The following is a 15384-nucleotide window of genomic DNA, read 5'->3' as shown; positions in this document are numbered from 1 at the left end:
GACGGTCTTATGCGGCAGTCCGCTCGCCGGATCAGCAGAATCACGGAGCGACCCAGACGTTGCAGCCCGTTAGAGTTTGTGCGACACGGCCCGACCGGTTGAGGATATCAGTTTGCGCTGCGACACCGTTCCAAGCACGCTTCCAGCTAGTGACGTCCCGGCGTTTCGCGGGGGTGGGATGGTTTTCACGCCAGTCGCCGAAGGATAAAATGTTGCCGTGCGAAATCCGCCTGAAAGCGACCGCACCGGTCTTTGCCCACCGGGATACGCATGAGTTTTGATCTTCTTTGCGTCAGATTGATTTCGCTCCCCAGGGTATGGAAGCGAACGATAGCTTTCATTTGCGATGCGCTGGCCTGTGTTTTGGCCATGCTGACGGCATTCTATCTGCGCCTCGGCGAACTGCCCGATTTTACCTGGGGCGTTTGGTTCGCGTTCGCTTTTGCGCCGGTCGTTGCACTCCCGACCTTTCATTTCTTCGGCCTATATCGTGCGGTGTTCCGGCATGTCGGCCAGAAGGCGATGATGCTGGTCACCTATGCCGTGGCCTGCGCGATGCTGCCGACATTGCTGGTTTTCACCCTGATCAGCGTACCCGGCGTGCCGCGGACGATGGGTGTCATTCAACCCATCCTGCTGCTGCTGATCGTGCTGCTGTCGCGGCTGGTCGTGCGTGAATGGTTCGGCTGGACGGCCGCGGGCCGCCGCCGGGTGAAAGAACGCGTCGCGATCTATGGCGCCGGCGCGACCGGCCATCAGCTAGCTCTGGCTCTGTCTGCAACAGATGACATCATCGTGGCGGCCTTCATCGACGACAACGAATCGCTTCACGGCCAGACCATCAACGGGATCGTCGTCAAATCTCCCGAACAGGCCGTCGCGGCGATCCAGTCGGGCGTGTTGACCGATATTCTGCTCGCGATGCCGGGCGCCACGCGCAAGCGCCGCAACGAGATCATCGCGAAACTTCGCGAGTTGCCCGTGCGCGTGCAGACAGTTCCGGCAGTGTCGGATCTTGCCCAGGGCAAGATTTCCATGCGCGACCTGCGCGATCTCGATATCGACGACCTTCTCAGCCGTGAAGCCGTGGCGCCGGAAAGCCATCTGCTCGGGCGCACCATAACGTCGCGCGTCGTGATGGTGACCGGCGCGGGCGGTTCGATCGGCAGCGAGCTCTGCCGGCAAATACTGGCGCAGGAGCCGCAGCGGTTATTGCTGGTCGAACAGAGCGAATTCGCGCTCTATCAAATTCACTCCGAACTGGAGCGGCACCAGAGCGGCGTACAGATCGTGCCCCTGCTTGCTTCGGTGCGAGACCGCGATCGCATCGCCGAAATCGTCAATGTGTGGCGTCCCCAAACCGTCTACCACGCGGCAGCGTACAAGCATGTGCCCCTGGTCGAGCACAATGTGATCGAAGGCATCGACAACAACGTGTTCGGTACCTTGACCGTTGCCGAGGTATCGCGCCAGTTCGGTGTCGAGCATTTCGTGCTGATCAGCACTGACAAGGCCGTTAGGCCGACGAACGTGATGGGCGCGACCAAGCGCCTCGCCGAAATGACGCTGCAAATCGCGGCGCTCGATCCTGGCGATACCTGCTTCTCGATGGTGCGCTTCGGCAACGTCCTCAATTCGAGCGGGTCGGTCGTACCCCTGTTCCGGCGCCAGATTGCTGAGGGCGGTCCGATAACCGTCACCCATCCCGACATCACGCGCTTCTTCATGACGATCCCGGAAGCCGCGCAGCTCGTCATCCAGGCCGCGGGGCTTGCCCGTGGCGGCGAAGTCTTCGTGCTCGACATGGGTGAGCCGGTCAGGATCTATGATCTAGCCTGCAACATGATCTCGCTTTCGGGCCTCCGCTTGCAGGACAGCGCCAACCCCGACGGGGATATTGCGATCGAAGTGGTGGGATTGCGCCCGGGTGAGAAGCTCTTCGAGGAATTACTCATCGGCAACAATCCGATGACGACCGCGCACGAGCGCATCATGAAGGCGAACGAGCTGCTGCCCCTCTCTCCTGTCGCCTTCAAGACGTTGATGCAGGAGCTGGAAAGTGCGCTGAAGCGCCGCGATGTGTCCTCCGCGCGTGATCTGCTGTTGAAGCTGGTGACCGACTACAAACCGGAAGCGCAGATCGTCGATTGGGCCTATCAGGGTGTGGAGCGGCGGCGGTTCGCGCGCGAAACCAGAGTCGATTATCCCGCAATGACCGACTAGAAGCCGAAGCCATCGGTGCGGCGGCGGGAACTGTTGCACATGACGATCAACGGCACCGGCTCGGCAGGAAAAACATGAAACCTCTGAAGCGCGTGTTCGATGTGCTGGTATGCTTGGTCATCGCGGCGCCGGCCCTAGTCGTGACATTGGCGGTGATGCCTTGGGTGTGGCTCGATTCGGGCGGTTCGCCGATTTTCCGGCAACGGCGCGTCGGTCGCGATGGCCGTATCTTCACGATGCTCAAGCTGCGGACGATGCGGGTCGACACGCCCGATCGCGCGTCGCACGAAGTGGGCGCGTCGATGATCACCCGTTCGGGGCACCTGTTGCGCAAGAGCAAGGTCGACGAGCTTCCGCAGCTCTGGAATGTTTTGACCGGCGACATGAGCCTTGTCGGTCCGCGCCCTTGCCTGCCGAGCCAGGTGCAGTTGATCGAGGAGCGCGCGCGTCTCGGCGTGCTCGGCCTGAGGCCAGGCATAACCGGCGTTGCCCAGATCGCCGGGCTCGACATGAGCGAGCCAGTGGCGCTCGCCCACGCCGATGCCGCTTACCTCTCACCCTGGACGCTGCGGCGAGATTTGATGCTGCTCATGCAGACTGCACTCGGCAGGGGTAGCGGCGATGCCGCAGTATCGGGTCGGTGAGCAAAGCTCGCGTGCTTGTAACCGGTAGCGACGAGCAACTGGGCAAGGCGGTGCTGACGGCGCTGGGGCCGTGCGGTGTGGCGGCCAATCCTACTGGCGACGGTACGGCCGATCCTTCCGCGTTGACCGGGATCGAGGCGATCATCAACTGCGCGAACCGCGTCACCGGTACCACCGAAGCGATCGAACGGATGAATGTGGCCTTCCCGACCAACCTAGCGCAGCAAGCGCGCATGGCTGGCGTACGGCGCTTCGTTCAGGTGAGCTCCTTTTCTGTCTATGGGCGCGCCGAACAGATCGATGCCGCGACCCCGCTCTTGCCCTTGGGAGACTACGGCAGAAGCAAGCTTGCGGCGGAGCAGGCCTTGTTGGCGCTCGACCATGCCGATTTTCGCGTGTCTGTGTTGCGACTGCCGTTCATGTTCAGCGCGCAGGAGCCCGAGATGCTCGGCCGGCTTGTGGCCCTGATGCTGCGCTTGCGGGTCTTGCCTAGTTCTGCGGCAAAGCCCTGCCGGCGTTCGATGATTACCTACGCGAGCGCGGCCGCGATCCTGATCGAACTGGCGAAGGGGCCCGATCCATCTGTCGAGGTTTGCGTCGCCGCGGACCCTCGCCCGCTTGATCTGACCGTGATCGCACGGTTGATTGACGAAAGGCTCGGGCGGCGTATTGCCATACTGCCTATCCCCGAAGCCGCAGTTTTGCTCGCCGGCAGGATTGCCCCCGCGATTGCGGATCGGCTGTTCCGTTCGAGCGTCCTGTCTCCGTCCGCCAACCTGTTGAAGGGCGCGGGAGAGCACGGTGTGGAAGCCGCCTTGTTGGGCTATTTGGACGGCCTCGTCGCCGGGCGGTTCACTGGACAACATCGGCGAAGCTGCTAGAGAGCAGCCGTGCTTCGGGGGCGGAACGAGACCAAGGGATTGGCTAAGCGAACATGTTGAGTTTTGGGCTTGTCGGCTGTGGGCGCATTGCAAAGCGTCATGCCGAGCTCTTGGGGCTTGGTGAAATCGCAGGGGCCAGATTGGCCGCGGTCTGCGACATCGTTCCGGAAAAGGCTAATGCGTTCGGCGAGCGCTTCGGCGTGTCCGCGTTCTCCGATATGGATGAGATGGCAAGGTCGGTGGAGATCGACGTGTTCGTCGTGCTCACCGAGAGCGGCCGACACGCAGAGCACGTCATCAACCTGGCGAAATACGGCAAGCACATCATGGTCGAAAAGCCCATGGCGCTGACGCTGACAGATGCCGACGCGATGATCCGCGCTTGCGATGCGGCGGGCGTGAAGCTCTTTGTCGTGAAGCAGAATCGCTTCAATGTGCCCGTCGTGAAGTTGCGTGAAGCCGTCGAAGCGGGCCGGTTCGGCAAGATGGTGCTCGGCACGGTTCGCGTCCGCTGGGCGCGTCCTCAGGCCTATTACGACCAGGATGCCTGGCGCGGCACCTGGGCCTACGACGGGGGGTGCTCACCAACCAGGCCAGCCATCACGTCGATCTGCTCGAATGGATGATGGGCGATGTCGAAACCGTATTCGCCAAGGCGACGACGGCGCTGGTCGATATCGAGGCCGAGGATACCGCCGTTGTCGTGCTCAAGTTCGCCAGCGGCGCCCTTGGCGTGATCGAGGCGACGACAGCGGTTCGTCCGAAGGACCTGGAGGGGTCGATCTCGGTGCTCGGCGAAAAGGGCACGGTCGAAATCGGCGGCTTTGCCGTCAATCAGATGAAGCACTGGAATTTCGTCGAGCCCGAGGAAGGCGATGCCGAGGTTCTTGAACGCTATTCGGTGAACCCGCCGAATGTCTATGGCTATGGCCATCAGGCCTACTACGATCACGTGATCGACTCGATCGCCAACGACCGGAAGCAACTGGTCGACGGGCTGGAGGGGCGTCGCAGCCTCGAGCTGATCAATGCCATCTATGAATCGGTCGAGACCGGACGCGAGGTGGCATTGCGCTTCCAGCCGCAACATTGCCGTCTCGGCCGCACATGAGCGGAGAGATCAAGCGTCTGCAATGCGCGATCCGGGATGTCGTTGCGGGTGAGCGCGTTTCCATCGTCGAGCCCAGCAACATCTACGAATGCACGTTGGGTGACGATGTCTTCGTCGGACCTTTCGTCGAGATCCAGCGCGGCGTGACGATCGGCGCGCGCACGCGCGTACAGAGCCATGCCTTCGTCTGCGAACTCGTGAGCATCGGCGAGGATTGCTTTGTTTCGCATGGTGCGATGTTCATTAACGACACGTTCGAACGCGGCGGTCCGGCGCGGGGTGATCGCACCTTGTGGCGCAGCACGACGATCGGCAATCGCGTTTCCATCGGCACCAATGCGACGATCATGCCGGTCGAAATTTGCGATGACGTCGTTGTCGGGGCAGGCTCGGTAGTGACCCGCGCGATAACCGAGCCCGGTCTTTACGCCGGCGTACCCGCACGCAAGATTGGGGATGTGAAATGATCAAGTTCCTTGATCTCGCTGCGCAGTATCAATCGTTGAAGCCTGAGATCGATGCCGCGATCGCGGAGATCATCGAGGGTTCCGCGTTCATCGGCGGCAAGGCGGTCAAGCAGTTCGAAACCGAATTCGCCGCCTACCAGAACGCCGCGCATTGCATCGGCGTGGGTAACGGCACCGACGCGATAGAGATCATCATCGAAGCGCTCGACCTTCCCGTAGGCAGTGAAATCATTGTTCCCGCGAACAGCTTCATCGCCACGTCCGAAGCGGTGACGCGCGCGGGCCACCGGGTGGTCTTTGCCGATGTCGACCCTGTCACCTACACTTTGACGATCGATACGATCATGCCGGCGGTTACCGAGCGGACCGGCGCCATCCTGGCGGTGCATCTCTACGGTTACCCGGTGCCGCTGGCGCCGATCGTCGAATTCGCCCGCGTCCGCGGTATACGCGTCATCGAGGACAGCGCCCAGGCGCATGGTGCCGAAATCGCAGGACAGCGGATCGGGGCGATCGGCGACGCTGGCTCGTTCAGCTTCTATCCCGGCAAGAACCTCGGGGCCTACGGCGATGGCGGCGCGATCGTCACCAACGACACGGCCCTTGCCGAGCGCTGCCGCATGATCAGCAACCACGGCCGGCTGCAGAAGTACGATCACCTGTTCGAGGGGCGTAACAGCCGCCTCGACGGCTTGCAGGCAGCGGTCCTGCTCGCCAAGCTGCCGCACCTCGACGACTGGATTGCGCAGCGCAATGCCGTCGCCCAGGTCTATCTCGAAGGGTTGCGCGATCTGAACGGGATTGTTCTGCCGGCATTGCCCGACGACGGCCGCCACGCCTTTCATCTTTTCGTGATCCGCAGCGAACAGCGCGACCAGCTTCAGGCATTCCTTGCCGATCGTGAGATTCAGACCGGCATTCACTATCCGATCGCGCTGCCCAAGCTGCGTGCCTATGACTATCTCGGCATGGGCGATGCCTATTTCTTTGCCAATCGCACTGATGCGACCTTGCTGAGCCTGCCCATCGGGGAGCACCTGACGGTCGAAGACGCCTCGGTGGTGGTGGAGGCGGTCAGGGCGTTCGCGCTGATCGACGCCTGAGTTCCGCGCCGGTCATGCTCGGCACCGTTCTGAAGCGAGCAGGAGGGCTCGGGCTCGGTACGGCGCTGGGCCAGGGTGCCGTGCTCCTCTCAACGCCGTGGCTGGTGCGCCTCTATGGACCCGCGAACTTCGGCATGTTGGCGCTGCTCATCACTGCCACGAACATCAGCGTTGCGGTCGGCTGCGCTCGGTTCGATCTCGCCTTGCCATCGACGGACGACGAGGATGCGCCTACACTTCTGCGGCTCTGTGCTTTGATCGCGGGAGCGGCTGCGGTCCTGGTCGCGATCATTGCCGCTTTGCTGGCATTTGTGGGAGCAGTGGGCGGGATCGCCAACCATCCTTTCCAGTTGGGCCTTTGCGTACTGTTCGGCGCCAATTTCCAGGCTGCCAGCTCCATGCTGCTGCGCCGCGGGCATATCCGCGCGATGGCCGCGCTACGGGGAGGGCAGGGCCTTGCGTTCGTCGGGCTGGCGCTGTTTCCCAATATCGGTTTGATGTGGGCGCAAGCACTATCCTACGCACCGGGATGCCTGATCCTTGCGGCTATGCTCACGCGGCATCGCCACGGTCCAAGCCTTGCGGCGACGGCCGCGCGCTATCGTTCGTTTGCTCTGCTGGGGCTTCCCGGCGCCATCCTGGACGTGGTCGGCTACAGCCTGTGCATTTGGATCGTGACCTATGCTTACGGGACGGAAGGCAGCGGGGCATTTTCGCAGATCCAAAGGATTGTCGGCGCGCCGCTGATGCTGGTGAGCATCAGCCTGGGGCAGATATTGCTCAGGGATACGGCCGTCCTGCGCGACGATCTTCCTAAACTGCAGCTACTGCTCAAGCGGCTGCTGATGATGCTCGCGGGTGGCGCCTGCGCGGCGTTGATCGTGGTGGCAGCCGTCGGCGAGCCGGTGCTTGGCTGGCTGTTCGGAAGCCAGTGGCGGATCAGCGCGGCATTCATCGTCGGTATTTCGGCGGCCGTGTTCATTCGCGCGTCGATTTCACCGATCAGCGCGGTCCTTGCGACCTTTCAGCGGTTCGATCTCGCGCTGCGTTGGCAGGTCCTCTACTTCGTGTCGGCTGCGACGCTGTTCAGCCTGGCGAGCCGGATGCTCCCGCTGGACGGGTTCGCCGCTTTCTATGCGGTGCATGAAATCATTCTCTATCTGATCTACCTGCGCGTCATCATGACGGTCTTCAGGAAAGCCTAATGTGCGGAATCTTCGGCTTCGTTTCGCCACGTGCGATCTCGACGGGTTCCGTACTCGCTAGCCTTTCGACGATCGCGCATCGCGGGCCGGATGGCACCGGTGTGGCGGTGTTCGCCGATCCCGCCGCACATCCCGTCATCTACGGAAGCGACGATCCGTCGATCGTGGGCGGATCGAGCGTCGAATGGCGGCCCATGCCGGATCGGCTCGACGGTGAGGCTGCGATCGTGCTCGGGCATCAGCGGCTTGCCATCGTGGAGCTTTCCGTTCTCGGCCATCAGCCGATGGCATCCGAGGATCGATCCACCTGGATCATCTTCAACGGCGAGATCTACAACCATGTCGAACTGCGCGGTGAGCTGATCGCGCTGGGTCATAGTTTTCGCGGCCATTCCGATACCGAGGTCATCCTGGCTGCCTATCGAGAATGGGGGACCGATTGCCTGCAGCGGTTCAACGGCATGTGGGCCTTCGCCTTGATCGATCAGCGCAAGCAGATGCTGTTCCTCGCGCGCGACCGCTTCGGAGTGAAGCCGCTCTATCTGTGGAAGGATCACGGCGCCGTCCATTTCGGGTCCGAAATAAAGGCCTTTCTCCCGCATCCGCGTTTCTCGGTCCGCCCCGATCGGGAGCACGTGCGCTCCTATCTGCGCGATGGGCCTTCCGAATGGCTCGACACGACCATCTATCAGGACGTCGTCCGGCTGCGCGCGGGAAGCATGATCTATGCACCGCTGTCTGCGGATATCGACCTCTTGGGCGATCAGCAGCGTTGGTGGCAGCTCGAAACCGACAGCTCCAAGGAACCGTACGATCGCGCCCGCGCCGAGGCGCTGGCGGAGGAATATGCCAGGCTGCTGGATGACAGCGTCCGCATCCGCCTGCGCGCCGACGTTCCCGTCGGCTCGGCGCTATCCGGCGGCCTCGACAGTTCCAGCGTGGTATACCTTGCGGCCAGGGCGCTGGGCGAGACGCCGGATGCGCCCAGGCAGCACAGTTTCTCGAGCGTCTATCGCACGCCGGGAACCGAAGCCTGCGACGAAAGCGCCTATATCCGGGAAGTGGCGCAACTCTGCGGCGTCACGATGAACACGATCGAGCCCGATCCTGAAGACGTACCCGAACAGCATGCGCGTATGATCTGGCACATGGATACGCCTCCCGAATCCACCTGCATGTCCGGCTGGCACACCTTCAAGCTGGTGCAGCAGACGGGAATTAAGGTGACGCTGGACGGCCAGGGGGCTGACGAGCAGCTCGGCGGCTACCTGTTCTACCTGCCGCATCGTCTTGCTGGCGTCAGCCTGTCGGAAGCTGCACGCGAGTTCGCCGGGATCGCCGACGTTCATCCCCGGCGCCTTGCCGCCGGATCGCTCGGGATCTCTTTGCTGCAGCGATCGAGGCTCATGGCCGTTCTGCCCGGTCTTGCCGATCGCCATCGCAAATATGGGCGCAGCCTGTCCGTGGGCATGAATCGGCATCTGCTGATGGATGCACAGACGAGTCTGGCCAACCTGATCCACTACGCGGATCGAACGTCGATGGCTTTCGGTGTCGAATCCCGAATGCCGTTTCTGGATGTCCGCCTGGCGTCGTTTCTCGCCAGGGTCCCGGAAGCCTACAAGATTCACCGCGGCTGGACGAAATTTATTGCCCGGCGTGCCTTCGACGGGAAGCTGCCCGACAGCGTCATCTGGCGAAAGGACAAGCTCGGCTGGCCGATTCCGGAAAAGCAATGGGCCGAAGGCCCTTTGCGGGCCTGGTTCGATAGGCCGCGGGCACAACTCAGGCGTTTTACCGATTGGGGTGTCGGGGATGAATATGCGACCAATCTCAATGCTGCCTCGATGGGGCTGCGCGTGCGCGCGCTCAACTTGGTGGCCTGGGCAGATACCTTTGCCGATGGCGGTTGGAAAAGCCGGATATGAAATCGAGCCTGAGCCGAGATGACATAGCATCCGACCTGCGATCCCTTGGCGTACGCAGGGGCGATGTCCTGTTGGTGCGCGGCGCTCTCGGTCAGGTGGGGCGCATACAGGGCGGGGGGCAGGCCATCGTCGGCGCCCTGCTCGATGCCGTAGGCGACGAGGGGACGATCGTTTCGCTGGCCTTCACCGACACGGCCTTTATCCGCAAACCCGATCCTGCCAAGCCGTTCACGGTCGATAGCCCGACCTATGCGGGCGCGCTGCCGAAGGCCATGCTTGCGCACCCCGCCATGCAGCGGAGTCGCCATCCGAATTGCTCGATGGTTGCCATCGGCAGACAGGCTGACATCATCCTTGCAGGTCACGATGCGCAGAGCGGCGCCTACGAGCCGGTCCGCAAGCTGGTCGAACTGGCGGGCAAGGGACTGCTCGTCGGCTGCGTCGACAGCAGCCCCGGCTTCACCACCGCCCACCTTGCCGAAGCGGACCTCGGGCTCTACCGGCGCGTGATGTTTCCCTGGCTGAATTCGGTATATTACCTCGATGAGACCGGTGGGACGAAGCTCTTCAAGCGTCGCGATCACGGGCTGTGCTCGCAGGGGTTCAGCCGTTTCTACGAGCACTATGTCACGAGGGGCATCCTGAGTGCGGGCATGGTCGGTGCGGCCTATTCGATCATGGTCCCCTTGCGTGAGGCATTCGCGATCGAGCGCGAACTGCTCGGCGCCGATCCGCGTTTCGCCGTCTGCGACAATCCGGGCTGTGCCATGTGCAACGCGCGCCGCTGGGACAGGGTCCATCATGCGCCAGCCTGGTTTTTCCGGCGCTTGTTGAAACGGTTTGGACGATCGGCCGATGGCGCCTGACGCCTTGAAGGTCCTTATTCCTGCCGGCGACCTGCGCACGCGCTATGTCATCGAAGCGGTTCTGCGTGACGGTGCGGGATTGCCGATGGAGATCGTCGAGCATCCACTGCCAGGCGTGGAGTTCGTCCACGGCGACGCGCGCTTGTGCTTGGCCGCAGCGGATCGGTCATTCACTGGCTCCGTTCCGCCGCTGCTGACCCACACCCCCGACAGGATCGACGCCATCGACCTGTTGTCGGTCGAGCACCGGGGCTTGGGTGAGCTTCTGCTGTCCGCACTGTTCCATGTCCTTGCCGGGACCGAAGAGGTCGAAAGCGGGGAGCGCGACCAGCACGATCGGTTTCCGGCGGCGAAATCGCGGCTGTTCGCTGCAGGCTATGGCGACGCGCCTTTCGTCGACCTGTGGGGCGACGCGATCGTCCGTGCGCTCCAGCGGCTCTGGCCGGCCCTGCAGGCCGATCAGAGGCATCCTCACCTGAGCCTGTCGCACGACGTGGACGCGCCGTACCGTTATCCGTTCCAATCCCCGATGGCCTTGATGAGGGCCATTGCCAGCGATGGACTGCGCGGTCGCTGGTTACAGGCAGCAAGGGCGCCGGTAGAGTGGGCGCGGGTCCGAGCTGGAGATATTGGTCGCGATCCGTTCGATCATTTTGCCTGGATGATGGATCAAGCAGAGGAAGTCGGCGCGCGCAGCACCTTCTATGTCATCGCGGGCCATAGCGGCGGACGGGTCGATGGCGACTACGATGTGGATCATCCCGTCATGATGAGGTTGTGGCAGTCTATCCTGGACCGCGGGCATCGGCTCGGCGTTCATCCCAGCTACAACAGCTTTCGCTCGCTTCCCACGCTGGAGCGGGAGCGCGACCGGGTCATCGAAATTCACCGAAAGCTGGGCCTGCCTTTCGAGATTCCGCCCGTTCGCATGCACTATCTGCGTTTCGATCCTGCGCTTACCCCGGCGCTCCTGGCCGCAGCGGGGTTCTCGCATGACTCGTCGCTCGGCTTTGCGGATCACTCGGGTTTCCGTCGCGGGACCTGCCGCCCTTTTGCCCTGTGGGACCACGCTTCGCAGCGTCCGCTCGATCTGATCGAACATCCTCTGCTTGCCATGGATGCAACGCTGCTTGCAGAGCGCTATGAACACCTCGATCAATCGAGGATGGAACACCGTATCGAAACCCTTGCCGGCTGGTGCCGGCGCTTCCGTGGCGAACTCACTCTGTTATGGCACAACAACTATTTTGAGCAGAGCTGGCACTTCGCCACCTATCGAGCGGCTTTGCGGCTGCTTCCCGCCGCTGCCTGACACGTTCGGACCTGGAAATATCCTATGACGCCCGCAATCTGGCTCCTGTCGGCCGATATCATGAGTCAGCTCGGGGGGGGGATTTCGCCAGCAGCGCTGGTGCGAATATATCCTCGCGCGCGGTCAATCGGTGCGGCTGTTCCAGGTTTCGGGATTGTTCGACGTGCGCTGGGCCGACGTCCATTCGGTCGAGGAACTGCAGGCGAAGCGGAAGGAATGGATAGCTGCTGCCCCGCCTCGTGCGGGGGTCCGCGATAGCCGCCTGGCCCGCGTCGGGCGGCTGCTCAAGCATGTCTTCATGCTGGATCTGTTATTCCCGTCGATCTTTCGCCTCATCGCCACGTTGAATGCGATGCTGCGTGACGGCCCCTCCCGTGTCGTGCTGCTGTGTTCATCCCCGCCGTTTTCGATGGGAGTTGCCGGCCGCGTCATGAAGGCCATGCATGGCGATCGTATCGTCATGGCCCTCGACATGCGCGACCTCTGGAGCCTGCACACGGCTTTCCCAGGGCCGAAGTTCCAGAAGCGGCTGGTGGAATCATGGGTTATCGGCGGCGCGGATATCTTCACGACCGTCGCACCGGCGCTACAGGCGCGTTTTGAAAAGCGCTTCGGGCGCAAGCCCGATGTGGTTTTCAACGTGGCGACACACATCAAGCCGGTTTTGTCCGATCCGGCCGCTTTTGACTGGGCATGCGTATCCGAAGCGCTGCGGCCGGGCACACGCAAGATTGTCTATACGGGCAGCATCCCCGCGGGCTTCTACGATCTCGACGGTTTTCTCGCTGCCGTGGAGGCTTTTGGCCGACATCCGGAAGCGCGCGACATCCAGTTCGTCTTCGTGGGGGCAGGCGGCGAACTCGCTGCGCGCATGCGGGGGCGGCAGATTCCCGATGGCCTGATCGTTTTCGGTCCGCAGATGAGCCACGATGCGGTCGCCGAAGTCCAGAACGCGGCCGACGTGCTGCTTTTCCTCGGTTACCACGCCGATGACAATCAAGGGCAGGTCTCGATCAAGCTGTTCGAGTATTTCCGCCGGGAGAAGCCGATCCTGCCCGTCCACATTCGCGCGCAATCCGATGTAGACTGGCTCGTGCGGCACTATTGCGGTTTCTGCGTGCATCTGCTCGATGAGGCTGCGCTCGTGGCGACGTTCGGGGACATCGCCGCAAGCAACGGAAGCAAGCTGCCTCGATCTCACGATACGGCAGAGAAGGAGGCCTCGCTCCTCATGGCCTACGATCGGGCATCCGAAGCCATCATCGCCAAATTGGCGGATCGAAACCCATGATCCGTTTCATTCTCGATCCCGCCCGTTCGGGCCTGATATTCGCGCTGGCGATCTTCCTGGGTTATGCCGTCACGCCCGTGATCTTCACCTTCCAGACGCAAACCGACAATGGCTACCTGAGGCTTTCTGCCGTGACTGTGGTGGCCGTGGTCAGCGTTCTCGTCGGGTTTCTGGGTAAAAGCCGCATCCTGACCGGCGATCGCAAGATCGAAGTATCCATGGAGACGTTTACCGCGCTCGTCTGGGTTCCGTTCTTGCTGATCGCTGCGTTGATCGTCGCAACGGCACCGGCAATTCCCCTCGTCACGGCCATCATGGGCGGAAGCCCCGATCTCATCGCCTTGCAGCGAGAGGAGTTTCTCAAAAGCCGCGAGGGCGTCGAGGCAATATTCGTTTACCTCAATGCGTTTTTTACCGGTGCCATCATCCCGTACAGCATATCGCTGATGTTCATACACCGCTTCAGGTGGCGCTGGGTCCTGACCATATTCTTTATCGTCTACGCAATCAGCTTTGCCGAGAAAGCCTTCTTTCTGAAGGTCATGCTGCCCCTTTTGTATCTCTTCGGAACGGGATCGGTAACCAGCCGATTTGGACCCAAGACCACACTGGCAGCGGGGGCAGCCATTCTGCTGCTGGTGACGACCTTGTCGGGGTCCGGCGCTTCCGTAACGGCAGGAGGCGGTTCGGCCGATTTCTTCAGTTCCGACTACACGCCGTCCAGCCCGTTGGTGCATATCATCTGGCGGTCGTTCGCCGTCCCGGTGTTCACCGCAGCGGATTCGATAAGCGTTTTCGATATCTATTTTCACAACCATCCTTTCTTTGGCGCGACCAGCAGTTTCCTGGCTCCCATATTCGGGGAGGCCCGCATTCCGTTCGAGCGGATAGTCTTCGAATATCAGTGGGGGCAGAATGAGACCGGAACGGGCTCTTCCAATGCGGTTTACGTTGTCGAGGCCCTGGTGAATTTCAGCTGGTACGGGGTCATACTGTTCTCGTTGTTCATCGGGCGTTCGCTGAAGTGGTTTGCGCGGTCGCGCGATGAGGCGTTTCGGTCCATATGGCCGCTCTATGTGCTCGGTCTCTATTCTGCCGGTCTGATTGGCCAGTTGCTCAGCAACGGCTTTCTGTTCCTGCTTTTCTTCGGGCTGTTTTTCGATGTCAGGCCGCGCTCCGCACCGGCGCCGCGTGCGGAGGTTAGCTTGCAGTGACGGACCTGTTTCTCATCGCCGGCGGAGCGGGCTTCATCGGGCAGAAGCTGACCGAAAACCTGCTCGCGCGGGGCGCGCGGGTTCGCATACTCGATAGCCTGTCACCGCAGATTCACGGGCTCGGCGCGCCTGTACCGGCCTGGGCCGAACGCAATGGGATCGAATTCATCCACGGCTCGGTCACCGAGCGCTCCGACTGGCTGAATGCGCTCGACGGTGCCACGGCGGTGGCGCACCTTGCTGCGGAAACCGGCACGGGCCAGTCGATGTACGAGATCGCGCGCTACAACGAAGTGAACAGCCAGGGCACCGCACTGCTGTTCGATATCCTCGCGCAGTCGCAGGATCGCTCGGTGCAAAAGGTGGTACTGACCTCGAGCCGATCGGTCTATGGCGAGGGCCGCTATCGCTGCACGCACTGCGGGACCGGGCCCTGTTTCCCCCGGTGCGCGGAACGCCGAGGCCCTGATGGCGGCGCGCTGGGATCCGTCCTGCCCGCAATGCGGCTCGGCTTTGACCGCGGCGCCGACCCAGGAAGTGGACGCAACCCGGCCGGCATCGATCTATGCGGCGACCAAGCTCGCCCAGGAAGATCTGGTCCGCATCGCCTGCGAAGCATTGGGCATCGGTCACGTGATCCTGCGCCTCCAGAACGTCTATGGTGAAGGGCAGTCGCTGAAGAATCCCTACACGGGCATCCTGTCCATTTTCTCGACCAAATTGCGCCACGGCGCCGAACTGCCACTGTTCGAGGACGGCGAGGAGACGCGCGACTTCGTCCATGTGGAGGACGTGGCAGAGGCTCTGGCGCGCGCGCTCACGATGAGGGAAGTGTCGGGGGCGGTGATCAATGTCGGTTCCGGGGTCGGGACGAGCGTCCGCGAGGTGGCCGGGCTGCTATCGGACGCATTGGGTAAGCCGCGAAATCTGCGGGTGACCGGAGAATTTCGTCTCGGCGACATTCGTCACAACGTCGCGGACATCACGCGCATGCGGGACATTCTCGGTTTCACGCCAAGGATCGGCCTGGCAACCGGCATCGGCCGTTTCGCGCGCTGGGCCGCCGGCGAGGAATTGCCCGAGGATCGTCTCGAGCGCGCCAATGCCGAACTGCGCGAACGCGGGCTGATGGGCTGACT

At 62.3% G+C, this 15384-nt stretch carries 15 protein-coding genes; all 15 read left to right on the top strand.

What is annotated here, in order from left to right:
- Positions 1 to 522 precede the first annotated feature (522 nt).
- The 15 genes from KRR38_RS19550 to KRR38_RS19480 all read left to right on the top strand — a co-directional run bounded on the left by KRR38_RS19550 (position 523) and on the right by KRR38_RS19480 (position 15382).
- Positions 523 to 2223, top strand: coding sequence for an SDR family NAD(P)-dependent oxidoreductase (locus KRR38_RS19550; protein ID WP_254514883.1), 1701 nt, complete (start codon positions 523 to 525; stop codon positions 2221 to 2223).
- A 74-nt stretch (positions 2224 to 2297) separates the two neighbouring features.
- Positions 2298 to 2867: a sugar transferase gene (locus KRR38_RS19545; protein ID WP_217404689.1), complete on the top strand. Its 570-nt coding sequence runs from the start codon at positions 2298 to 2300 to the stop codon at positions 2865 to 2867.
- On the top strand, positions 2864 to 3748 hold the full coding sequence (locus KRR38_RS19540; RefSeq protein WP_217404687.1) for an NAD-dependent epimerase/dehydratase family protein: 885 nt from the start codon (positions 2864 to 2866) through the stop codon (positions 3746 to 3748). Before KRR38_RS19545 ends, KRR38_RS19540 begins: the two co-directional genes overlap by 4 nt.
- Positions 3749 to 3801: 53 nt before the next feature.
- Positions 3802 to 4374: a Gfo/Idh/MocA family protein gene (locus KRR38_RS19535; RefSeq protein ID WP_217404685.1), complete on the top strand. Its 573-nt coding sequence runs from the start codon at positions 3802 to 3804 to the stop codon at positions 4372 to 4374.
- A complete protein-coding gene (locus KRR38_RS19530) occupies positions 4326 to 4859 on the top strand; it encodes a Gfo/Idh/MocA family oxidoreductase (RefSeq protein ID WP_217404683.1) in 534 nt (177 codons plus the stop codon). Before KRR38_RS19535 ends, KRR38_RS19530 begins: the two co-directional genes overlap by 49 nt.
- On the top strand, positions 4856 to 5326 hold the full coding sequence (locus KRR38_RS19525; RefSeq protein ID WP_217404682.1) for an acyltransferase: 471 nt from the start codon (positions 4856 to 4858) through the stop codon (positions 5324 to 5326). The genes KRR38_RS19530 and KRR38_RS19525 overlap by 4 nt, the downstream gene beginning before the upstream one ends.
- Positions 5323 to 6429, top strand: coding sequence for a DegT/DnrJ/EryC1/StrS aminotransferase family protein (locus tag KRR38_RS19520; protein WP_217404681.1), 1107 nt, complete (start codon positions 5323 to 5325; stop codon positions 6427 to 6429). The genes KRR38_RS19525 and KRR38_RS19520 overlap by 4 nt, the downstream gene beginning before the upstream one ends.
- Before the next feature lie 14 nt (positions 6430 to 6443).
- Positions 6444 to 7634 carry a lipopolysaccharide biosynthesis protein gene (locus KRR38_RS19515; protein WP_217404680.1) on the top strand — a complete coding sequence of 397 codons (1191 nt, stop codon included), beginning with the start codon at positions 6444 to 6446 and terminating at the stop codon, positions 7632 to 7634.
- Positions 7634 to 9562 (top strand): asparagine synthase (glutamine-hydrolyzing), encoded by a 1929-nt coding sequence (asnB, locus tag KRR38_RS19510; protein WP_217404679.1) that lies wholly within the window; start codon positions 7634 to 7636, stop codon positions 9560 to 9562. The genes KRR38_RS19515 and asnB overlap by 1 nt, the downstream gene beginning before the upstream one ends.
- On the top strand, positions 9559 to 10428 hold the full coding sequence (locus tag KRR38_RS19505) for an AAC(3) family N-acetyltransferase (RefSeq protein ID WP_217404678.1): 870 nt from the start codon (positions 9559 to 9561) through the stop codon (positions 10426 to 10428). Before asnB ends, KRR38_RS19505 begins: the two co-directional genes overlap by 4 nt.
- Before the next feature lie 85 nt (positions 10429 to 10513).
- Positions 10514 to 11740, top strand: a complete 1227-nt coding sequence (locus KRR38_RS19500; RefSeq protein ID WP_217404677.1) for a polysaccharide deacetylase family protein — start codon at positions 10514 to 10516, stop codon at positions 11738 to 11740.
- A gap of 154 nt (positions 11741 to 11894) precedes the next feature.
- Entirely contained in the window at positions 11895 to 13031 is a 1137-nt protein-coding gene (locus KRR38_RS19495) for a hypothetical protein (protein ID WP_217404676.1), read from the top strand.
- The gene (locus KRR38_RS19490; RefSeq protein WP_217404674.1) at positions 13028 to 14245 is read left to right on the top strand and encodes a hypothetical protein; all 1218 of its coding nucleotides are present in this window, start codon (positions 13028 to 13030) and stop codon (positions 14243 to 14245) included. The genes KRR38_RS19495 and KRR38_RS19490 overlap by 4 nt, the downstream gene beginning before the upstream one ends.
- Positions 14242 to 14910 (top strand): NAD(P)-dependent oxidoreductase, encoded by a 669-nt coding sequence (locus KRR38_RS37440; protein WP_217404672.1) that lies wholly within the window; start codon positions 14242 to 14244, stop codon positions 14908 to 14910. The genes KRR38_RS19490 and KRR38_RS37440 overlap by 4 nt, the downstream gene beginning before the upstream one ends.
- The gene (locus KRR38_RS19480) at positions 14807 to 15382 is read left to right on the top strand and encodes an NAD-dependent epimerase/dehydratase family protein (protein ID WP_309141200.1); all 576 of its coding nucleotides are present in this window, start codon (positions 14807 to 14809) and stop codon (positions 15380 to 15382) included. Before KRR38_RS37440 ends, KRR38_RS19480 begins: the two co-directional genes overlap by 104 nt.
- Positions 15383 to 15384 lie beyond the last annotated feature (2 nt).

Origin of the sequence: Novosphingobium sp. G106 (assembly GCF_019075875.1) — a bacterium.
Taxonomy (GTDB): Bacteria; Pseudomonadota; Alphaproteobacteria; order Sphingomonadales; family Sphingomonadaceae; genus Novosphingobium.
The sequence above is the reverse complement of the archived record's forward strand: the minus strand, read 5'-3'. Positions and strand labels throughout refer to the sequence as shown.

Bases quoted from the DNA above. Each gene is read 5' to 3' on its own strand.
- KRR38_RS19550 (WP_254514883.1), top strand. From the start codon at position 523: ATGATGCTGGTCACCTATGCCGTGGCCTGCGCGATGCTGCCGACATTG.
- KRR38_RS19545 (WP_217404689.1), top strand. From the start codon at position 2,298: ATGAAACCTCTGAAGCGCGTGTTCGATGTGCTGGTATGCTTGGTCATC.
- KRR38_RS19535 (WP_217404685.1), top strand. From the start codon at position 3,802: ATGTTGAGTTTTGGGCTTGTCGGCTGTGGGCGCATTGCAAAGCGTCAT.
- KRR38_RS19525 (WP_217404682.1), top strand. From the start codon at position 4,856: ATGAGCGGAGAGATCAAGCGTCTGCAATGCGCGATCCGGGATGTCGTT.
- KRR38_RS19520 (WP_217404681.1), top strand. From the start codon at position 5,323: ATGATCAAGTTCCTTGATCTCGCTGCGCAGTATCAATCGTTGAAGCCT.
- KRR38_RS19515 (WP_217404680.1), top strand. From the start codon at position 6,444: ATGCTCGGCACCGTTCTGAAGCGAGCAGGAGGGCTCGGGCTCGGTACG.
- asnB (WP_217404679.1), top strand. From the start codon at position 7,634: ATGTGCGGAATCTTCGGCTTCGTTTCGCCACGTGCGATCTCGACGGGT.
- KRR38_RS19505 (WP_217404678.1), top strand. From the start codon at position 9,559: ATGAAATCGAGCCTGAGCCGAGATGACATAGCATCCGACCTGCGATCC.
- KRR38_RS19500 (WP_217404677.1), top strand. From the start codon at position 10,514: ATGGAGATCGTCGAGCATCCACTGCCAGGCGTGGAGTTCGTCCACGGC.
- KRR38_RS19490 (WP_217404674.1), top strand. From the start codon at position 13,028: ATGATCCGTTTCATTCTCGATCCCGCCCGTTCGGGCCTGATATTCGCG.